This is a genomic window from Methylophaga sp. (assembly GCF_048266885.1).
Taxonomy (GTDB): domain Bacteria; phylum Pseudomonadota; class Gammaproteobacteria; order Nitrosococcales; family Methylophagaceae; genus Methylophaga.
The window spans coordinates 157,181-176,754 of record NZ_JBLWYR010000001.1; the positions used below are offsets into that span (position 1 = coordinate 157,181).

Sequence of the window (19,574 nt, forward strand, 5' to 3'; positions counted from 1 at the left end):
AGAGAGAGATGAAAGTCAGACTCATTACCAAAAATAAAGGTAAGCCGGTTATCGGCCTGATACCAACTGATTCCTTAGACAAAGCCGTCCATTTAATGATGGAACATCGTATTGGTTCATTAGTTGTGACAGAAAATGGCGTTTTAGTGGGTATTTTGTCCGAGCGCGATTTGCTCAGTGTATTGCATAAGAAACATGCCATGTGGGAACCTAAAACAGCGGCAGATGCAATGACGCCAAATCCTTATACATGTGACCCAGATAATACGCTGGAAGAAGTAATGAATATGATGGTTGAACATAATATTCGCCATTTACCGGTAGTCTACAAAGGCCGACTTGAGGGAATGTTATCGATTACGGATGTGGTTGAAGAGTTGCTGAAAAAAGCCAAGTTCGAAAATAAACTTCTTAAAAACTATATTCAGAATTGGCCGGACGCTGAGCAGGAAGGGTAGGGCTTTCTTCAGGCACAACCCGTAGGGCTGGGACTATTTCTGCGCCCGCCTGCGTTGTATGAAATACATCCCTGTATTTCATCGTTTGGCGGCCAGCTAAGCGGTTCAAATGAGTTCTAGACTCATTTTATGTAGGAAGGCTACACGGCGTGCTTTCCGCCTTGTTGGACACAAAAATATCCGCCAGAAGTGGTGGATATGAAAGATCAGCAAGCCTTAGGGCTTAAGATTCGGGTAACTTATCCAATCTTTCTACTTGCAATTGGTTATCTTTGGCGAATTCCAGGAGAAACTCAAACAACATCACGTCATCTTCTTCGAGTTGTGCATCGATCACCACACATTTTGTGCCCTCCAACGAGGCCAATTTAACATTGGGATGAAAGATGATTCGTCTACCAGGACCATAACTAGCTACCGCACCGCATAGTCTTTCTGCCCAATCACTGGGGCGAAATTTACCGCCGTCTTCGGTGATACCTTTAATGATCACTTTTTGCGTTGCAGCCATCGAATTAGGTGCTCTTGAATAAACAAAATGGATAATGGTTGTGCATTTTACTGTGTAACATCAGGCAAAGGCCAAACAAACTCTTTTCAGTGATTTAGGTCGGCGCGAAAAACCCGTATAATCGAGCGCTTTATCATTTGACGACAACGAGACGTTTTGTGGCCGACTACAAGCACACTTTAAATCTTCCTGCGACTGAGTTTCCGATGAAAGCGGGACTGCCTACTCGCGAACCTGTGATTTTAAAGCGTTGGCAGGAGCAAGATCTTTACCGGCAGTTGCGGAAAAACAATCAAGGTAAACCGAAATTCATTCTGCACGATGGCCCTCCATATGCCAATGGCGATATTCATATTGGTCATGCCGTCAATAAAATTCTTAAAGATATTATTCTCAAGTCCAAAACGCTTAGTGGCTTTGACACACCTTATGTTCCCGGCTGGGACTGCCATGGTCTGCCGATCGAATTAAATGTCGAGAAAAAAGTTGGCAAACCGGGCGTTAAAGTCAGTCCAGCGGAGTTTCGTCAGGCTTGTCGTGACTATGCGGCCAAGCAGGTTGATGGTCAGCGTGAAGATTTCAAACGTCTGGGTGTATTGGCTGATTGGGATAATCCTTATCTCACTATGGATTTTCAGTTTGAAGCTGACATCATCCGCACTTTGGGCGAAATCATTGAAAATGGCCATCTGCACAAAGGCGTCAAGCCTGTGCATTGGTGTGTGGATTGCGGATCTGCTTTAGCCGAAGCCGAAGTTGAATACGAAGATAAAACCTCACCAGCGATTGATGTGCGTTTTCAACTGGTCGATGTTGCTGCGTTTGATAAAGCTTGTCCCAATAGTGGCAATGGCCCCGTTAATATTGCCATCTGGACTACTACACCTTGGACGCTGCCTGCCAATCAGGCCGTTTGTCTGCATCCAGATTTAGATTATGTCGTGGTGCAATGTGCTGATGAGCGTTTGGTGTTGGCAGAGGCACTTTATGAAAAAGCCCTGGAACGTTACCAATTAACCGGTGAAGTGATTGCCCGTTGTAAGGGCGCTGCACTTGAAGGTTTAATGCTGCAACACCCGTTTTATGATCGCAAAGTACCGGTTATTCTGGGTGACCATGTCACCACAGATGCCGGAACAGGTGCCGTGCATACTGCGCCTGGTCATGGTCAGGATGACTATATCGTTGGTCTAAAATATAAACTGGAAGTTGATAATCCTGTGGGTGGTAATGGCGTGTTTTTACCTGATACCCCGGTGTTTGCCGGTGAATCGGTATTTAAAGCTAACCCGCAGGTGATTGAATTATTAAAAGAAAAAGCGGCATTGCTTTGTTACGTGGATATCCGTCACAGCTATCCGCATTGCTGGCGACATAAAACACCGATCATTTTTCGCGCTACGCCTCAGTGGTTTGTCAGCATGGATCAAAATGGCTTACGAGAACAGGCGATGCAGGCGATTTCTGCAACCAAGTGGATGCCGGATTGGGGCCAAAAACGAATTGAAAATATGGTGTCAGGTCGGCCGGATTGGTGTATCTCCCGTCAGCGGACCTGGGGTGTGCCTATCCCATTATTTGTGCATCAACAAAGCGGGGAATTGCATCCTGATTCACAGGCTTTAATCGAAAAAGTTGCCTTAGCTGTTGAACAAAACGGTATCGATGCCTGGTTTGATATGGATGCCAGCGATCTGATAGGTACAGATGCGGAAAATTATTACAAAGTCACCGATACCCTGGATGTCTGGTTTGATTCCGGTGTGTCGCATGCCTGCGTGTTAACCCGTCGTGATGATTTGCAGCGTCCTGCTGATCTGTATCTTGAAGGTAGTGATCAGCATCGTGGCTGGTTCCAGTCATCTTTATTGACCTCGGTTGCCACCACCGGTAAAGCACCCTATAAAGCCGTTCTGACTCACGGTTTTACCGTAGATGCCGAAGGCAAGAAAATGTCCAAATCCAAGGGCAATACGGTTTCACCGCAAAAAGTGGTGAATAACCTGGGTGCCGATATTATTCGTCTTTGGGTGGCTGCAACTGACTACAGTGCTGAAATGACGGTTTCAGATGAAATTCTGAAACGCACAGCTGACTCTTATCGTCGTATCCGTAATACCGCGAGATATCTGTTATCAAATCTGAATGATTTTGATCCAGCAACCAATCTGGTTACTATCGATGAATTGTTACCACTGGACCGCTGGGTACTGGATCGTGCTTATCATTTACAGCTGGAAATCCTCGCGGCATATGAAAGCTACCAGTTCCATCTGATTTACCAGAAAGTACATAACTTCTGTGCTAATGAGTTGGGCAGCGCCTATTTAGATATCACTAAAGATCGGCAATACACGATGCCGACAGACAGCCTTGGACGTCGTTCATCACAAACGGCGATGTACCATATTCTGGAAGCGTTAACCCGCTGGATTGCGCCAATTCTCAGTTTCACTGCTGATGAACTTTGGGAGTTTATTCCGGGCGAGCGTAATGCGTCGGTGTTGTTGAACACCTGGTACCAATCTCTGCAGCCATTAGCTGTGGATAGTGATTTGTCAGTAGCAGATTGGCAGCAATTATTTGCCGTGCGTGACGCTGTTGCTAAAGAGCTTGAAAATAAACGTAATCAGGGTGAAGTCAAAGGTGGTTTAACTGCTGAAGTCAATCTGTATGCAGAAGATAAATTGCTAGAAGTTTTAAATAAAGTTGGTGATGAGTTGAAGTTTGTCTTGATCACTTCGTCTGCCAAGCGTTTTGCAATGGTCGATAAACCTGCGACAGCAATCAATACTATTTTGACTGGTCTAGCAGTTGAAATTAATGCTTCTGCAAATGCACGTTGCGAGCGATGTTGGCACCAGACTGATGATGTGGGAAGTCACGCCAACCACCCTGAACTTTGTGGTCGCTGTGTTGAAAACGTAGATGGTGATGGCGAAACCCGCCATTTTGCTTGAGGCTAAATATTATGCTGAAGTGGTTATGGGTAAGTGCGTTGATCATTGCTTTGGATCAATTGACGAAAGTGGTTATGTCGAACTGGTTGGATCTCTATGAAACCGTCGCTGTCATTCCTTATTTCAATTTCACGCTAGCCCATAACAGTGGTGCGGCTTTTAGTTTTCTGGCAGGTGCGGGTGGCTGGCAACGCTGGTTTTTTATCGGTTTGGCGGTCACTGTTTCGGTTGTATTAATTATCTGGTTGTCTCGACTGAAGTCACAGGCCAAGCTAGAAGCCATTGCGATATCTCTGATTATCGGTGGTGCGATGGGTAACGTTATCGATCGCTGTATGTATGGTTATGTCGTCGATTTTATTGATGTCTATTTTGGTAGTTATCACTGGCCTGCATTTAATATCGCTGATGCCGCCATTTGTGTCGGCGCAGTGTTACTGATCTTGGATAGTTTTAGAAAACCTGCGGAGCAAAAATGAATCTGTGTGATTTAGCGGTAGATAGTATTGCCGGTTTGCAGCCTTATGTGCCGGGAAAACCGATAGAAGAATTGCAACGACAATACGGCATAAGAGATGTTATTAAACTGGCGTCGAATGAAAGCCCCATAGGACCATCGCAAGCAGCGCAAGCTGCAATTGCTTTGGCAACACGCGATTTAACCCGTTATCCAGATGGAAATGGCTATTCATTAAAATTGGCTTTATCCGAAAAGTTTACGGTTGATGCCAAGCAGATTACGTTGGGGAATGGCTCTAATGATGTGCTGGAGCTTATAGCACGCTGTTTTGCATCGCCTACTGACGAAGTCATGTTTGCACAGCACGCTTTTGCGGTGTATTCCTTAGTCTCGCAGGCGATTGGTGCCAAATTAGTAGAAGTGCCGGCGATAGATTATGGTCATGATTTAGCGGCCATGCAGCAAGCGATTACCGCGAATACCAAGCTGATTTTTATTGCCAACCCGAATAATCCCACCGGCACTTATATACCTGCACAAGAAATTCATGCCTTCTTACAAGCCGTACCAGATAACGTGATTGTGGTTCTGGATGAAGCCTATGTTGAATATGGCGATGAAGAAGTAAACAGCATTAATTGGTTAGCTGAATTTCCCAATCTGATTATTTGTCGCACCTTTTCTAAAGCCTATGGCTTGGCTGGTTTACGGGTAGGTTTTGCTTTGTCTAGCCCCGAGATTGCAGATTTGTTAAATCGTCTGCGTCAGCCGTTTAATGTTAATCACTTGGCAATGTGTGCTGCGATTGCTGCTCTTGGCGATGGAGATTATCTGCAACGTGCTAAGCAAGTGAATGCCGAGGGTATGCAGCAGTATATCGACGGCTTTGAGGCGATGGGATTGAAGTACATTCCTTCAAAAGCCAATTTTATCTGTGTTGATGTGAAAACCAATGCCGCTGAAATTTATGAAAAGCTGCTGCAACAAGGCGTTATTGTCAGACCGGTTGCAGGCTATGGTTTACCTAATCATTTGCGTATAAGCATTGGCCTGGAACACGAAAACCAGCGCTGCCTTGATGCACTAGCAAACAGTTTGTCTGAGGCTAAATGATTAAGCATCTAGCTATTATTGGTGTTGGACTAATTGGCGGTTCTCTATCACTTGCGCTAAAAAAAGCTGGACTGGTTGAACAGGTCACAGGTTATTCACGTTCACAGGCTGCGCGTGATGAAGCTTTGGCTTTAGGCATTATTGATAATGCAGCAGAGTCACTGGCTGAGGCCGTGACGGATGCCGATATGGTTTTTGTGGCGGTGCCGATGGGTGCGATGCAGGCGGTGTTTGAACAAATCGCGGCCCATCTTAAACCCCAGGCGATTGTTACCGATGGTGGCAGTGCCAAACAGCAAATCGTAGATGCAGCTCGTCAGGCTTTAGGCCATAAGTTTGACCGCTTTGTACCAGGGCATCCGATTGCCGGTACTGAGAAGAGCGGGCCATCAGCAGCGTTTGCTGAGCTATATCAGCAGCATCGCGTGGTATTAACCCCAGTGGCCGAAACAGACAAAAACGCGCTCGAGCAAGTACGTCAAATGTGGCAGCAAACCGGTGCAGATGTTTTTGATATGGAGGTTGAACATCATGACGTGGTGCTGGCCGCCACCAGTCATTTACCGCATGTTTTAGCTTTTAATCTGGTGGGTATGTTAGCGCGACGTGAAGACTGTGATGAAGTATTGCGTTATGCCGCTGGCGGCTTCCGTGACTTTTCCCGTATTGCTTCTAGTGATGCGGTGATGTGGCGTGACATTTGTTTGGGAAATCGCAACGCGATTCTAGAATTATTACAGCAATATCGGAGCGGCCTGGATCAGATTGAACAGGCTATCCGCGAGGATGATGGTGACTATCTTATTGATGTTTTTGGACGGGCCAAACGCGCTAGAGATAGCCGTTTTGCCGATCCAAGTCTGAAAGATAACAGTGAAGTTTAGTGGGAGTGAACAATAGCGTGAGCGGGCAACAAGATCGTAAATTTGTGGTGCAGGCCGGTGGTCAACTAACAGGCAGTTTTCGTGTGCCCGGAGATAAATCCATCTCTCACCGTTCAATCATGCTGGGTTCTTTGGCAGAAGGCATCACCGAGGTTACCGGTTTTCTAGAAGGTGAAGATGCACTGGCAACATTGGCGGCTTTTCGTGCAATGGGTGTTAACATTGAAGGCCCGGTCGAAGGTAAAGTCACTGTTCATGGTGTTGGCATGCATGGGCTGCGCGCACCCGAAAAGGATGTGTATGTTGGTAACTCTGGAACGTCGATTCGATTATTAAGTGGCTTACTTTCAGGTCAGTCATTTGATGTGACCATGACCGGTGATAAATCATTATCAGTGCGACCAATGCGCCGGGTAACCGATCCTCTGGCATTGATGGGTGCAAAGATTGATAGTGCCGATGGCAAACCTCCTTTGACTATTCATGGCGGCAATAAATTAAATGCAATTGAATATGACTTGCCTATGGCCAGTGCTCAGGTGAAATCATGTCTGTTGCTGGCCGGCATGTATGCTGAAGGCACGACTAGTGTGACCGAACCAGCGCCGACACGGGATCACACTGAACGTATGCTGCAGGGCATGGGATATCCAGTTGAAGTTCAAGGTAACCGAATCAGTATTGAGGGTGGCGGCAAATTAACTGCAACCAATATTGATGTGCCTGGAGATATTTCTTCGGCCACATTCTTTATGGTGGGGGCCGTGATTGCACCATGTTCGGATATCACGCTGCAACATGTTGGTATAAACCCAACCCGAATTGGTGTGATCAACATTTTACGTCAAATGGGCGCGGATATTAGTTTGAGTAATGAAACTTTGACTGGTGGTGAGCCGGTTGCCGATATTCGGATTCGTTATGCGCCATTGACTGGAATTGAGATTCCGCAAGACCAAGTACCGCTGGCCATTGATGAGTTTCCGGCAATATTTATTGCCGCGGCTTGTGCCGAAGGGCGCACGATACTAACCGGTGCAGAAGAATTACGTGTTAAAGAAAGTGATCGTATTCAGGTGATGGCTGATGGTTTAAAAACACTAGGAATTGATGCTCAGCCAACAGCGGACGGCATGATTATCGAGGGGGGGGTAATCGGTAGCGGCGAAGTAGATAGTCATGGCGATCATCGCATTGCTATGTCCTTTGCCATGGCCGCATTACAAGCTGGTGGCGCGATTCAGATTAATGATTGTGCCAATGTCTCCACCTCATTTCCCAACTTTGTCGAATTAGCGACTAATAGCGGTTTACAGATTGATGCCTTCGATGTCTGATATACCGGTTTTGACGATTGATGGCCCAAGCGGTTCGGGTAAGGGGACTTTAGCCCAGCAGATGGCACAACGGTTGGGCTGGCATTATCTGGATAGTGGGGCTATTTACCGTGTTTTGGCACAAGCCGCTCTTAAGCATCACACTGATTTAACCGATGAAAAGGCGCTTGCTGAATTAGCCGAGCACTTGGATGTACGGTTTTTATTAAACAACGGACAGTTGCAGGTAATACTGCAAGATGAAGATGTTTCATTATTGATTCGTTCAGAACAAGCTGGCAATGCCGCATCAAAAGTTGCCGCATTTCCCGCGGTACGTGCAGCGTTATTGCAAAGACAACGTGACTTTCGTCAGCCACCTGGTTTAGTCACTGATGGCCGCGATATGGGAACAGTAGTGTTTCCTGACGCGGCATTTAAAGTCTTTTTAACAGCCAGTGCCGAGGTTCGGGCGGAGAGACGATATAAGCAGTTGAAAGAGAAAGGAATTGATAGTAACCTTTCCGATCTCGTAGCTGAAATATCTGAACGAGATGAGCGAGATACGCAACGTGAAGTAGCGCCACTGCGGCCTGCCGATGATGCCGTTATTCTTGATTCAACACAACTCGGTATCGAAGCTGTTTTAGAAAAAGTCAGTGCATTAATCGGCTGATTTATTAGGGTACTTAGCTGGGTGTTCCAGTTAAGTTTTTTGTTAATTTCCTGCATTTGCAGGTCTAACGGGCGATTCTGTTATCTATACAGGATCAAGGATATTTATAATGAGCGAAAGCTTTGCTGATCTCTTTGAAGAGAGTCTAAACGCAACCCCAATGCAACCAGGCAAAATTGTTACCGGTACGGTAGTCAATGTGGGTCCTGATGTTGTTATGGTTAACGCAGGTCTGAAATCTGAAGGCGCTATTCCAGTTGCCGAATTCATGAACGAAAAAGGTGAAATCACCGTTTCTGTTGGTGATTTGGTCGATGTTTCTCTGGAAACACTTGAAGATGGATTTGGTGCAACACAATTATCACGTGAAAAAGCCAAAGCGGCTGAAGCATGGATCAGATTGGAACACGCATTTGAAGCCAATGAAACGGTTCTGGGGATTATCTCTGGAAAAGTTAAAGGTGGTTTTACGGTTGATCTGGAAAACATCCGTGCATTCCTGCCAGGTTCACTGGTTGATGTGCGTCCTATTCGTGATACTTCACACCTCGAAGGCAAAGAGCTTGAGTTCAAACTGATTAAGCTGGATCGCCCACGCAATAATATCGTTGTTTCTCGCCGTGCCATTATGGAAGCAGAAAACAGTGTTGAACGTGAAGCCCTTCTGGAAACATTGGAAGAAGGCAAAGTTGTTAAAGGTATCGTTAAGAACCTGACAGATTACGGCGCGTTTGTTGACCTCGGTGGTATTGATGGTCTGTTGCATATCACTGATATGGCTTGGAAACGTGTTAAACATCCTTCAGAAGTTGTCGCAATCGGTGACGAAATCGATGTACAAGTTCTGAAATTTGATAAAGAACGTGAACGTGTATCGTTAGGCCTGAAACAGTTGGGCGACGATCCATGGAAAGATATCGCACGTCGTTATCCAAACAGCACTCGCATCCAGGGTAAAGTCACTAATATCGCTGACTACGGTTGCTTTGTTGAAATCGAAGATGGTGTTGAAGGTTTGGTTCACATGTCTGAAATGGACTGGACCAACAAAAACGTTCACCCTTCTAAATTGGTTACTTTGGGTGATGAAGTTGAAGTTATGGTTCTGGATATTGACGCTGAACGTCGTCGTATCTCATTAGGTATCAAACAGTGCCAGACTAACCCTTGGGAAGAGTTCTCAATGACTCATAACAAAGGTGATAAAGTTAGCGGTGCTATCAAATCAATCACTGATTTTGGTATCTTCATTGGCTTAGATGGCGGCATTGACGGCCTGATTCACTTGTCAGATATCTCTTGGGAAGAAGAAAACGAAGAATTAATTCGTGACTTCAAAAAAGGCGATGATGTCGAAGCAGTTGTATTGGCAATCGACCCTGAACGTGAACGCATTTCACTTGGTATCAAACAATTGCAGGACGATCCTTTCTCTGCCTATTTGTCTGAACACCCACGTGGCACTGTTGTGACCGGTAAAGTCACTGCAGTTGATGCTAAAGGTGCAACTATCGAGTTAGCTGAAGGCGTTGAGGGTTATGTTCGTGTTGCTGATATTTCACGTGAACGCATTGAAGATGCGAGCAAAGTACTGAATATCGGTGATGAAGTTGAAGCTAAATTTACTGGAATGTCTCGCAAGGATCGCACGCTGACTCTGTCCATTAAAGCTAAGGATGATCAAGAAGAATCCGAAGCGGTGAAAGAGTACAGTAATGTTAGTTCCGGCAATACCACTTTAGGTGATTTGCTGAAAGAACAAATGAATCAGAAAGACAGTTAATCTGATCATTGATAAGCATCCGGTGTTAAAGCCGGGTGCTTATTTTCTTGTTATACAGCTGCCTTAGCGTTAAGGCATAACCAAAAGTCTACTGCCGGGAATCTAGGAAATTATGACCAAGTCTGATTTGATAGAAATACTATCCGAAAAACAATCTCTATTAAATTACCGAGACGTTGAACTAGCGGTAAAGTTAATTCTCGAACAGATGAGTGATTGTCTGTCACGTGGTGACCGTATCGAAATCAGAGGGTTTGGTAGTTTCACCTTACATCATCGTCCACCTAGAGTTGGACGTAATCCAAAAAGTGGTGAATCCGTTAAACTTGATGAAAAATATGTACCACACTTTAAACCCGGAAAAGAATTACGTGATCGCGTGAATAATGCCGCTGGTTTTTAATAAAAATGAAAATTAGTCAGGAAGCCGTTACTGACGCTCTTGTAATAAAAAGTTATAGCGACGGCTTTCTACTGATTCAAGCTCCAAATAAAACACCACAAAATATTACGTATAACTGCGTAATTTCCCCTGAAGGCGTATTTGATGCGCTAGAACTTAATAGTTTTATTGAAAAACAAAGCATTTCTGCTGTTGAACAAATCAAATCTTTTAATGCCGACGTTGTCATTATGGTGAATGACGAAGGTATAACTTCCCAAATATTACAAACTACTGCCCGATTTGCTGAATATGGTATTGCATTGGAAACCATGTCGCTTGGTGCTGCCTGTCGTACCTACAATTTGCTATTAAATGAGGGTAGAAAACCAATCGTACTGATTTACTTTTAGAGTTGGTGCGGATGAAACGCTTCGCCAGGCAGTTGAGAGGGTAAATACCCGTATTAAAGTTAAGGTTTAAATGCTTGTTTTTAGGTTACTTATTAGCCATTACTGAAATGCTTCAAATGCTAAAACTTGACCACGACTATTGAAGTCAGGAAAATTCTCCTAGTTTGGGTAAAGTTAAGTAGGGAAAAGACTTAACTGAATCAGAAAACTGTGGCAAGAGACTCAGCAAAGTCAGCAAAATTGATCTGGATCACGGATTTGAAATCATCATCATAGTTGTTTTGCGGTAAAATTCACTGGGCTTGATTGTTAGTCAGTATGAAATTGGGTTCTGTTTCTGAAAATTATTAGAAGAAGCAGTGAAAGAATTTTCATGAGAGAGAAGGTGTGATCGCTATGCAGGCGAAACAACAGTACAACTTTGAAGTAGTCAAATGGTTCGCCTATATGGCGTGCGTCTATTTGGTTGCCGGAACAGGTATGGGTGTATTTATTGCATCACAGTTAGCCTGGCCAGATCTAAATTTTGATAATCCCTATATTAGTTTTGGTCGTTTACGTCCATTGCATACTAATACAGTTATTTTTGCGTTTGGTGGTTCAACATTAATGGCAACGGCATTTTATGTTGTTCAACGTACATCTGGTGTCAGATTATGGAGTGATAAACTGGCATGGTTCACCTTCTGGGGTTGGAACCTGATTATCCTTGGCGCCATCATCACACTGCCTTTAGGCTTAACTCAATCAAAAGAATATGCTGAGCTGGAATGGCCGCTGGATATTTTGATTGCAGTAGTCTGGATTAGTTACATGTTCAATTTCATCATGACCTTATCTGTCCGCAAGGTCTCTCACATCTATGTTGCCAACTGGTTCTTCCTGGCAATGATGATCATGATCACCTATCTCCATGTCGTAAACAGTCTGTCTATTCCGGTCAGTATGTGGAAATCTTACTCCATTTTCTCTGGTGTTCAGGATGCGATGATTCAATGGTGGTGGGGTCATAATGCTGTTGGTTTCTTCCTGACGGCGGGATTCCTTGGCATCATGTATTACTTTGTCCCTAAACAGGCAAACCGCCCTGTTTATTCTTATCGTTTATCTGTTATCCATTTCTGGGCGTTAGTATTTGGTTATGTGTGGTTGGGTGCTCATCATCTTCAATACACAGCATTGCCCGATTGGACCGGTTCATTAGGTGCAGCCATTTCATTAGCGATGATTATTCCTTCTTGGGGTGGAGCATTGAATGGTATGTTTACATTGAGTGGTGCGTGGGACAAATTACGTACTGACTATATCTTACGTTTCCTTATTGTTTCTTTAGCGTTCTATGCGATGTCAACTTTCGAAGGTCCAGTTATGGCTTCGAAAACCGTTAATGCATTGTCACATTACACTGACTGGACCATCGGTCATGTTCACTCCGGTGCTCTGGGCTGGGTAGCGATGGTTTCGATAGGTGCCTTGTATCACATGGTAGAACGCATGTGGGCTACAAAAATCTACTCGGTCAAGCTGGTTAACCTGCATTTCTGGATGGCGACTATTGGTACTGCAATTTACATCACAGCAATGTGGGTATCCGGCATTATGCAAGGTTTAATGTGGCGCGCTTATGATGAATACGGCAATTTAGCCTATACCTTTGTTGAATCAGTGGCTCAAATGCATCCTTACTACGCGATGCGCGCAATTGGTGGACTGATTTTCTTCCTGGGTGCGGTTGTCATGCTATTTAACGTAACAGTGACTATTCGCCAAGCGATTGCAAAACCGTCTGCCGAAATGGCAACTGCAGCGAATATTTGAGGGTATCAGCATGGCTAAAAAATCTAATAAACGCATTAGTTTTCAAGAATGGGTAGAGCAAAATGTCTGGGGTTTAGTTCTGGCAACAGCTTTAGTAGTCTCTGTCGGTGGTATCGTTGAAATTGTGCCATTGTTTTATCTCGAAAATACATTTGAGGATGATGTATATCCTGAATATGAAGAGTTGCAAGGTGTCCGCCCATACACTGCTTTAGAGCTTGCAGGACGTGATATTTATCAACGTGAGGGATGTTATCTGTGCCATTCACAAATGGTACGTCCGTTCCGTGATGAAAAAGATCGCTATGGTCATTATTCATTAGCAGTGGAATCTAAATACGATCACCCATTTCAATGGGGTTCAAAACGTACGGGTCCTGATTTAGCTCGTGTAGGTGGCAAATATTCTGATGCTTGGCATATCCAACATTTACGTGATCCGCGCTCTGTTGTGCCTGAGTCTGTAATGCCTCGTTATCCTTGGTTAGATAAATCTACCATCGATGGAGAAGGTATGGAGAAACGACTAAAAGCTATGAAAGTTCTGGGCGTGCCATACAGTGATGAAGAGATTCTGGGTGCAGCTGAAGCTGTAGAGGGTAAAACGGAAATGCAAGCTTTGGTTGCATATCTGCAAGTGCTCGGCACGATGATTCAATTTGAACCAGGCAGAGATTATCGTGAGTGATTTTTTGTCTTACTTCGAGACAAATTGGTCTGCGATGACCGTAAGTGATTGGGTAGGTACGATACTAACGGTCATAATTTTCTTACTAATGTTTGGTATGTATTTCTGGGCCTTACGTCCTAAAAATAAAGAAAAGCTTGAATCGCATCGAGACTTGCCACTAAGAGATGACGATATAAATTCGGAGAAAAAAGATGGCTGATAACAATAAAGATCCGCATGACTGTCCCGATACAGGTCATGAATGGGATGGCATCAGAGAATTAACCAATCCACCACCACGCTGGTGGACGATAGCCCTATACCTCAGTGGGTTAATAGTATTGGTTTACTTTATTTTATATCCATCACTGCCTCTGGTGACTGGAAATACAAAGGGTCTTTTAGAATGGACTCAAATTAAAGAATACAAAGAAGATATGGCAAAAATAGAGGAAAAGCGTGCGCCATTTGAAGATCGCATTGCTGCCATGTCAGCTGAAGAGATTCTCGAAGATGATGAGTTATTACGCTACGCAGTAGGGTCGAGTAAAGTACTTTACGGTGATAACTGTGCAGCCTGTCATGGTGTTGGCGGTTACCCTCAACCAGGTTCTGGTTATCCAATTCTTGCTGATGATGATTGGTTATATGGTGGCACAGTTAATAAAATCATTGAAACCCTGGCTAAAGGCCGTCAAGGCATGATGCCTGCACATGCCGAATTATTAACCGAAGAAGAAGTTGATGGTTTGGTGGAGTTTGTTGTCAGCAATTCAACCGGCGAAGCCACTGAAGCACAATGGAAACTGTACAACGAAAAAGGTTGTGTTGCTTGCCACGGTGCTGATGCTAAAGGTATTCAGCAATTAGGATCGGCTAATCTCTCAGATAGAGTTTGGCGCTTTTCTGGCGAGCCTGATGAAATCCGACATACCATTCTGCATGGTGTAAATGCTGCGAATGATCCTAAAACTCGGGTCGCGGTGATGCCTTCTTGGAATGAAAAACTTGCTGTTCGGTTAGAAGCAGAAGAGTATGGCGATGATCCAGAAGAATATTATGAAGGTGATGAAACCGAGCGTCTTTCAGAAACCGAAATTAAAAAGCTGTCAATTTATGTGCATCAGCTAGGTGGAGGTCAATAAATAAAAACCACCTAACGGTGAGTAAGTTGGTTTAGATTGGGAGATTAATATGGGATTAGATGCAGTTGCAATTGGTGCTATTGTAAGTGTGGTTTTGACAATTGTTGTTATTGCCGTTATTGCTTACAAAGTGATCAAAAACATGGAAGACAGTTCCAGCGATAATTAACCGAATGCTAAATGATTAAAAAGGCCGATTCTGTCGGCCTTTTTTATACGTAAAAAGCTAAATCAGTAAATGCTTATGTGCGCAAGCATGTTACAATTCCATCGGATAAGTTGTGAATGAGGTACAAACCGTGTCGGATCAACTAAAGTCATCTGAGCTCAATATTAACGACATCTATGATGAGGTCTCTGACTGGCATGTGAATGCTGGCGGCACTAAAGTTGTAGCAAAACGTATGTCAGGTCGTTTTAGAAAACTCAAATGGTTTGGCATGTCAGTTTGGCTTATTTTCTTTATCGGACCCTATTTACGTTGGGATGGCAAGCAAGCCATTCTTTTCGACATTCCTAATCGCCAATTTCACTTTCTAGATATCACTATTTTCCCCCAAGATATCTGGATGTTGTCCCTTACCTTATTGTTTTTTGCCATATTACTCGCAGCTGTAACCAGTATTGCAGGACGGGTTTTTTGTGGTTATTTTTGTTTTCAGACGGTATGGACAGATGTTTTTACCTTTATCGAAACACGAATAGAAGGCGATACCCCACAGAAGGCGATGAAATTTAAAAATGCGCCAGCTTCCATCAGTAAAATCTCACGAATTACCTTAAAGCATAGCCTGTGGTTGGCAATTGCATTATTAACAGGCGTAACGTTTGCTGCCTGGTTTACTGATGCCTTCCAACTATGGCATGACTATTTCACACTTCAAGCCTCATTGGCGGCCTGGATCGTGTTGGGCATGTTTACTGTCGGTACTTATGTTTTTGCTGGCTTTATGCGTGAACAGGTATGTTTCTGGCTGTGTCCTTATGCACGTTTGCAAGGGGTTATGTATGACCAGGATACAGTCTTACCAGCTTATGATGCCGAACGTGGAGAACCTCGCGGTAAACTAAAAAAAGGTGCGGTAGACTCGAGTAAAGGCAGCTGTATTGATTGCAAAGTTTGTGTCGCTGTCTGTCCCACTGGAATTGATATCCGTAAAGGACAACAAGAAGGCTGTATTACATGTGGCATGTGCATTGATGCGTGCGACAGTATTATGGATAAGACCAATCAGCCACGGGGATTGATCCGTTACGCTTCATACAAAGACTTACATCATAATGCTGCGCCAGCTGCTCTATACAAACGACCAAGGGTTATAATTTATTCTTTTATTTTAATGATTGCTCTGTCGGGCGTAGGGTATGGGTTTGCCACGTTATCGACCACTGAATTTCAGGTCATTCAGAATCGACAACCGGTGTTTGTCCAGCTAAGTGATGGCTCTATTCAGAATCGATATACCCTCAAAATGCTCAACAAGACGCATGAGACCATGGAAGTTCAATATGCTATCAGCGGATTAGATGGGGCAACTTTGCATGGTATTGAGGAGAGCGTTATTATCGAACCAGGTAAAGTTATTCCCTTGCAGGCATTGGTTAGAGTTCCAGAGGATAAACTTAATACCGCACTAGAACATCTTACTTTCATTGCAAATGTTGTCTCTAATCCAGATATTTCTGTGCAATACGAAAGTATCTTTATGGGGCCGAAATGATGGCTATTTCACAAGAAAATACTCAAGCATTAAAAAATCCATGGGTACTAGGATTTTTAGCATTTTTATGCACGTTTGTGACGATGAATATCATATTTGTCTATCTGGCGTTTAAGTCGCCACCTAATCTGGTCGTTGATAATTATTATGAGCGTGGCAAGAAATACGCTCAGCAAGAGTTGCAAATCGAACAGGAAAAATTACTAGGGTGGAATGGCGTAATAATGGCTCCAGCCAAAAGTCGGGTGAATCAACGCCAGGCTTATGAAGTCTTTATCCAAGGAAAAAACTCTGCTGCTGTGCAGTTAGATTCAGTCACTCTGTTTGCATATCGTCCATCTGATATGCGTGAGGATTTTTCGGTTGAGATGAACACAATTGGACTTGGCCGCTATGGTGTTGATATCGAATTTGGCTTACCGGGGAACTGGGACATTATCGTTGAAGCCAAACGTGGTGAAGAAGAGTTTTTGATCACACGCCGTATATATATAGATCCTTAAAACCACGATCATTGGTAAGTTGAAAATCATTGTCTGAAACTACTACGCAAGTTAAAGCCTGCGATTGTTTTCACTGTGGGCTTCCTGTAAATCACCCAGGTGAATTTGTTGCACAAATTCAGTCAACCACACATCAGTTTTGTTGTCATGGTTGTAGAATGGCCTGTCAGACGATTTATGCTGCGGGCTTACAAAGCTTTTATAAAAAAACTCCAGAGGGTGAATTACTCGCACCACCCCCAGATACCGCCAATGATTTCCATGCCTATGATATTGATGAAATCCAGGCAGACTATGTCGATAACTTAGACGAAAAACGCAGTATATTTCTATTAATTGATGGCATTCATTGTGCTGCTTGTGTTTGGTTAATTGAACATGCACTTTATAAACTGCCGGGTGTGTTGGCAGCTGATGTTAATTTGACGGCTAAACGTTGCCGAATCCACTGGGATAATCGCGAAACTTCCTTATCGGTTTTAATGCAACATTTAGCCAAGCTTGGTTATGCAGCTGTTCCCTTCGATCCTGAAACTGCAGAGGGGGCATTGGCTAAGCGACATCGTGGTTTGGTCTATCGCATGGCATTTGCTGGTTTTGCGATGATGAATCTGATGTGGGTTTCGATCGCACTTTATTCCGGTGCAGCAGAAGATGAATTTCGTAACTTGTTTCACTGGGTAGGCTTTTTTATTGCTACACCCACCCTGCTTTACTCGGGTTATCCCTTTTTCCGTAATTCAATTATTGGGTTACGTAGTCGCTATCTGACAATGGATTTACCGATAGCAATCGGCGCTACAGCGACTTATCTGTATTCAACTTATATTACTTTCACTGGATCACTAGATGGTGAGGTTTTTTTTGATACGGTAGTGAACTTTATCTTCGTTATTCTTATTGGACGTTATTTAGAAGCGCTTTCCAAACGTAATGCATTATCGGCAACGCGTCGAATGCTTGAATTACAGCCAAAACTAGCCACCATAGTTGAATCGGGTTTACAAAAAACGCTGCCAATTCGTTCGGTAAAAGTAGGGGATTTAGTGCTAGTTCGCCCAGGCGAAAATATCCCGGTAGATGGCGTTGTGACTGAGGGTGAGAGTGCCGTAGATGAATCGATGCTGACCGGTGAATCACAACCGGTACGTAAACAACTTAATGACACAGTCGTAGCGGGTACTATCAATGGTGAAGGCGCCTTTGTGGTAAGAGCGCAGCAAGTATTAAGACATACTGCCCTGGCTAAAATAATTGCCTTGATGGATGAGGCGCAAACCTCAAAAGCCCCCATTCAAACACTAGCCGATAAAATCGTGCCGTGGTTTGTTGTTATCACACTAACACTAGCGACAATGACTTTTATGTTTTGGGTCGGTAGTGATTTTGAAAAAGCTTTGCTGGCAGCGGCATCTGTATTAGTGGTGACTTGTCCGTGTGCCTTTGGCATGGCCACACCAATGTCTATTGCTGTGGCGAGCGGGGTAGGTGCCAGCAACGGTATTTTGATCAAGCAAGGTGTTGCACTAGAGACGTTGTCACGTGTTACACATTATGTGTTTGATAAAACGGGGACACTTACTGAGGGCCAGTTAACCTTGGTTAAGTATTTAACGGTCGATGGTTTAACAGAAAAATCCTTATTGCAGATTGCCGCGTCTGCAGAGCAACAATCCGAGCATGGCATCGCAAAAGCAATTGTTTCAGCTGCTCAAGAACAGGATATTCCCATATTAGAGATTTCTGCGTTTTATGCATCTCCAGGAAGAGGAGTAGAAGCAGAGATTACTGGTAAACAAATTATCGTTGGCACAGCTGAATGGATTCTGTCTCACAACGTTCAGTTAAACACTGAATGGCAATCAAAAGTGAATCAACTTGAACAACAAGGCATCAGTTGTGTGTTTGTGGCAAGCGATCAAAAACTCATCGGTATTTTAGGATTGTTCGATACACTACGTGATGACGCTAAAACTATGATTTCCGACATGTTGGCGAATGGTTTGAAAGTAACTGTATTAAGCGGCGATCGTCAGCAGGTGGTAAATTCAGTTACCGCGGATTTAGGCAATGTTCAGCGGATGGCCGAGGTTTTACCGGCCGATAAACGTCGGTTTATTCAACAATTACAACAACAGGGTGATTGTGTTGCCATGGTAGGAGATGGCATTAATGATTCACCGGCATTAATCCAAGCTGACGTAGGCATAGCCCTAGCATCCGGAACTGATGTATCCATTGAAAGTGCCGATATCGTCTTGTCACATAACCAATTAAGTCAAGTGGCATTAGCCCGGCGCTTAGCTGCCCGCACCCTGCGCACTATCCACCAGAATATTGTATTATCGATCAGCTATAACGTAATTATGGTTCCATTAGCAATGATGGCATTAGTCAGTCCCTTACTGGCAGCAATCACGATGCCGATAAGTTCGTTACTTGTCATAGGTAATGCTGCCAGGATTAGTCGAATATTTAAGAGGTAGACTATGGAGGTTATATACGGACTTTTACCCGGCATGTTATTGCTGGGGTTAGTGGGTGTTGTCGTATTTTTCTGGGCCGTACGCAGCGGTCAATATGATGATATGGAAGGAGCCGCTAATCGAGTTTTAATGGATGACGATATTAATCCAGAAGAAATTGAGGCGAAATCAGACTCGGATAACAACGAACAGAATAATGAACACAAGTCTGATTAGACTGTTTGCCCTTTGCAGTATCGGTTTCATAAACACTATAAATGTACTTGCGGCAAATG

At 43.9% G+C, this 19,574-nt stretch carries 19 protein-coding genes; 18 read left to right on the forward strand and 1 reads right to left on the reverse strand.

The window, feature by feature from the left end; genetic code table 11:
* The first annotated feature begins 8 nt into the window (after positions 1-8).
* On the forward strand, positions 9-458 hold the full coding sequence (locus tag ACN0V2_RS00840) for a CBS domain-containing protein (protein WP_417548894.1): 450 nt from the start codon (positions 9-11) through the stop codon (positions 456-458).
* Between the two features lie 223 nt (positions 459-681).
* Here the strand turns inward: ACN0V2_RS00840 and ACN0V2_RS00845 are convergent, their stop codons facing one another.
* Positions 682-969 carry a DUF3579 domain-containing protein gene (locus ACN0V2_RS00845; RefSeq protein WP_417548895.1) on the reverse strand — a complete coding sequence of 96 codons (288 nt, stop codon included), beginning with the start codon at positions 967-969 and terminating at the stop codon, positions 682-684.
* Positions 970-1,175: 206 nt separating this feature from the next.
* On the opposite strand from ACN0V2_RS00845, the gene ileS reads away from it, so the two are divergent.
* The 17 genes from ileS to ccoS all read left to right on the forward strand — a co-directional run bounded on the left by ileS (position 1,176) and on the right by ccoS (position 19,515).
* Positions 1,176-3,929, forward strand: a complete 2,754-nt coding sequence (ileS, locus tag ACN0V2_RS00850; protein WP_417548896.1) for an isoleucine--tRNA ligase — start codon at positions 1,176-1,178, stop codon at positions 3,927-3,929.
* A gap of 11 nt (positions 3,930-3,940) precedes the next feature.
* Positions 3,941-4,408, forward strand: a complete 468-nt coding sequence (gene lspA / locus ACN0V2_RS00855; RefSeq protein ID WP_417548897.1) for a signal peptidase II — start codon at positions 3,941-3,943, stop codon at positions 4,406-4,408.
* Positions 4,405-5,502: a histidinol-phosphate transaminase gene (hisC, locus tag ACN0V2_RS00860; RefSeq protein ID WP_417548898.1), complete on the forward strand. Its 1,098-nt coding sequence runs from the start codon at positions 4,405-4,407 to the stop codon at positions 5,500-5,502. The genes lspA and hisC overlap by 4 nt, the downstream gene beginning before the upstream one ends.
* Positions 5,499-6,386, forward strand: coding sequence for a prephenate dehydrogenase (locus ACN0V2_RS00865; RefSeq protein WP_417548899.1), 888 nt, complete (start codon positions 5,499-5,501; stop codon positions 6,384-6,386). The genes hisC and ACN0V2_RS00865 overlap by 4 nt, the downstream gene beginning before the upstream one ends.
* Before the next feature lie 17 nt (positions 6,387-6,403).
* Positions 6,404-7,723, forward strand: a complete 1,320-nt coding sequence (gene aroA / locus ACN0V2_RS00870; protein ID WP_417548900.1) for a 3-phosphoshikimate 1-carboxyvinyltransferase — start codon at positions 6,404-6,406, stop codon at positions 7,721-7,723.
* The gene (gene cmk / locus ACN0V2_RS00875) at positions 7,716-8,378 is read left to right on the forward strand and encodes a (d)CMP kinase (RefSeq protein ID WP_417548901.1); all 663 of its coding nucleotides are present in this window, start codon (positions 7,716-7,718) and stop codon (positions 8,376-8,378) included. Before aroA ends, cmk begins: the two co-directional genes overlap by 8 nt.
* 109 nt (positions 8,379-8,487) lie before the next feature.
* On the forward strand, positions 8,488-10,161 hold the full coding sequence (gene rpsA, locus ACN0V2_RS00880) for a 30S ribosomal protein S1 (RefSeq protein WP_417548902.1): 1,674 nt from the start codon (positions 8,488-8,490) through the stop codon (positions 10,159-10,161).
* 112 nt (positions 10,162-10,273) lie between these two features.
* Positions 10,274-10,564 (forward strand): integration host factor subunit beta, encoded by a 291-nt coding sequence (locus ACN0V2_RS00885; protein ID WP_069296502.1) that lies wholly within the window; start codon positions 10,274-10,276, stop codon positions 10,562-10,564.
* 5 nt (positions 10,565-10,569) lie between these two features.
* Positions 10,570-10,956 (forward strand): MTH938/NDUFAF3 family protein, encoded by a 387-nt coding sequence (locus tag ACN0V2_RS00890; protein ID WP_417548903.1) that lies wholly within the window; start codon positions 10,570-10,572, stop codon positions 10,954-10,956.
* A 396-nt stretch (positions 10,957-11,352) separates the two neighbouring features.
* On the forward strand, positions 11,353-12,774 hold the full coding sequence (gene ccoN / locus ACN0V2_RS00895) for a cytochrome-c oxidase, cbb3-type subunit I (RefSeq protein ID WP_417548904.1): 1,422 nt from the start codon (positions 11,353-11,355) through the stop codon (positions 12,772-12,774).
* Positions 12,775-12,784: 10 nt separating this feature from the next.
* Entirely contained in the window at positions 12,785-13,462 is a 678-nt protein-coding gene (gene ccoO / locus ACN0V2_RS00900; RefSeq protein ID WP_417548905.1) for a cytochrome-c oxidase, cbb3-type subunit II, read from the forward strand.
* Positions 13,463-13,496: 34 nt separating this feature from the next.
* Positions 13,497-13,664, forward strand: coding sequence for a cbb3-type cytochrome c oxidase subunit 3 (locus ACN0V2_RS00905; RefSeq protein WP_417548958.1), 168 nt, complete (start codon positions 13,497-13,499; stop codon positions 13,662-13,664).
* Entirely contained in the window at positions 13,657-14,589 is a 933-nt protein-coding gene (gene ccoP / locus ACN0V2_RS00910; RefSeq protein WP_417548906.1) for a cytochrome-c oxidase, cbb3-type subunit III, read from the forward strand. Before ACN0V2_RS00905 ends, ccoP begins: the two co-directional genes overlap by 8 nt.
* Positions 14,590-14,888: 299 nt before the next feature.
* A complete protein-coding gene (ccoG, locus tag ACN0V2_RS00915; protein WP_417548907.1) occupies positions 14,889-16,310 on the forward strand; it encodes a cytochrome c oxidase accessory protein CcoG in 1,422 nt (473 codons plus the stop codon).
* Complete coding sequence (locus ACN0V2_RS00920) at positions 16,307-16,813, forward strand: FixH family protein (RefSeq protein WP_417548908.1); 507 nt, start codon at positions 16,307-16,309, stop codon at positions 16,811-16,813. Before ccoG ends, ACN0V2_RS00920 begins: the two co-directional genes overlap by 4 nt.
* Before the next feature lie 29 nt (positions 16,814-16,842).
* A complete protein-coding gene (locus tag ACN0V2_RS00925) occupies positions 16,843-19,299 on the forward strand; it encodes a heavy metal translocating P-type ATPase (protein ID WP_417548909.1) in 2,457 nt (818 codons plus the stop codon).
* 3 nt (positions 19,300-19,302) lie between these two features.
* Positions 19,303-19,515: a cbb3-type cytochrome oxidase assembly protein CcoS gene (gene ccoS / locus ACN0V2_RS00930; RefSeq protein ID WP_417548910.1), complete on the forward strand. Its 213-nt coding sequence runs from the start codon at positions 19,303-19,305 to the stop codon at positions 19,513-19,515.
* The last annotated feature ends 59 nt before the right edge of the window (positions 19,516-19,574 follow it).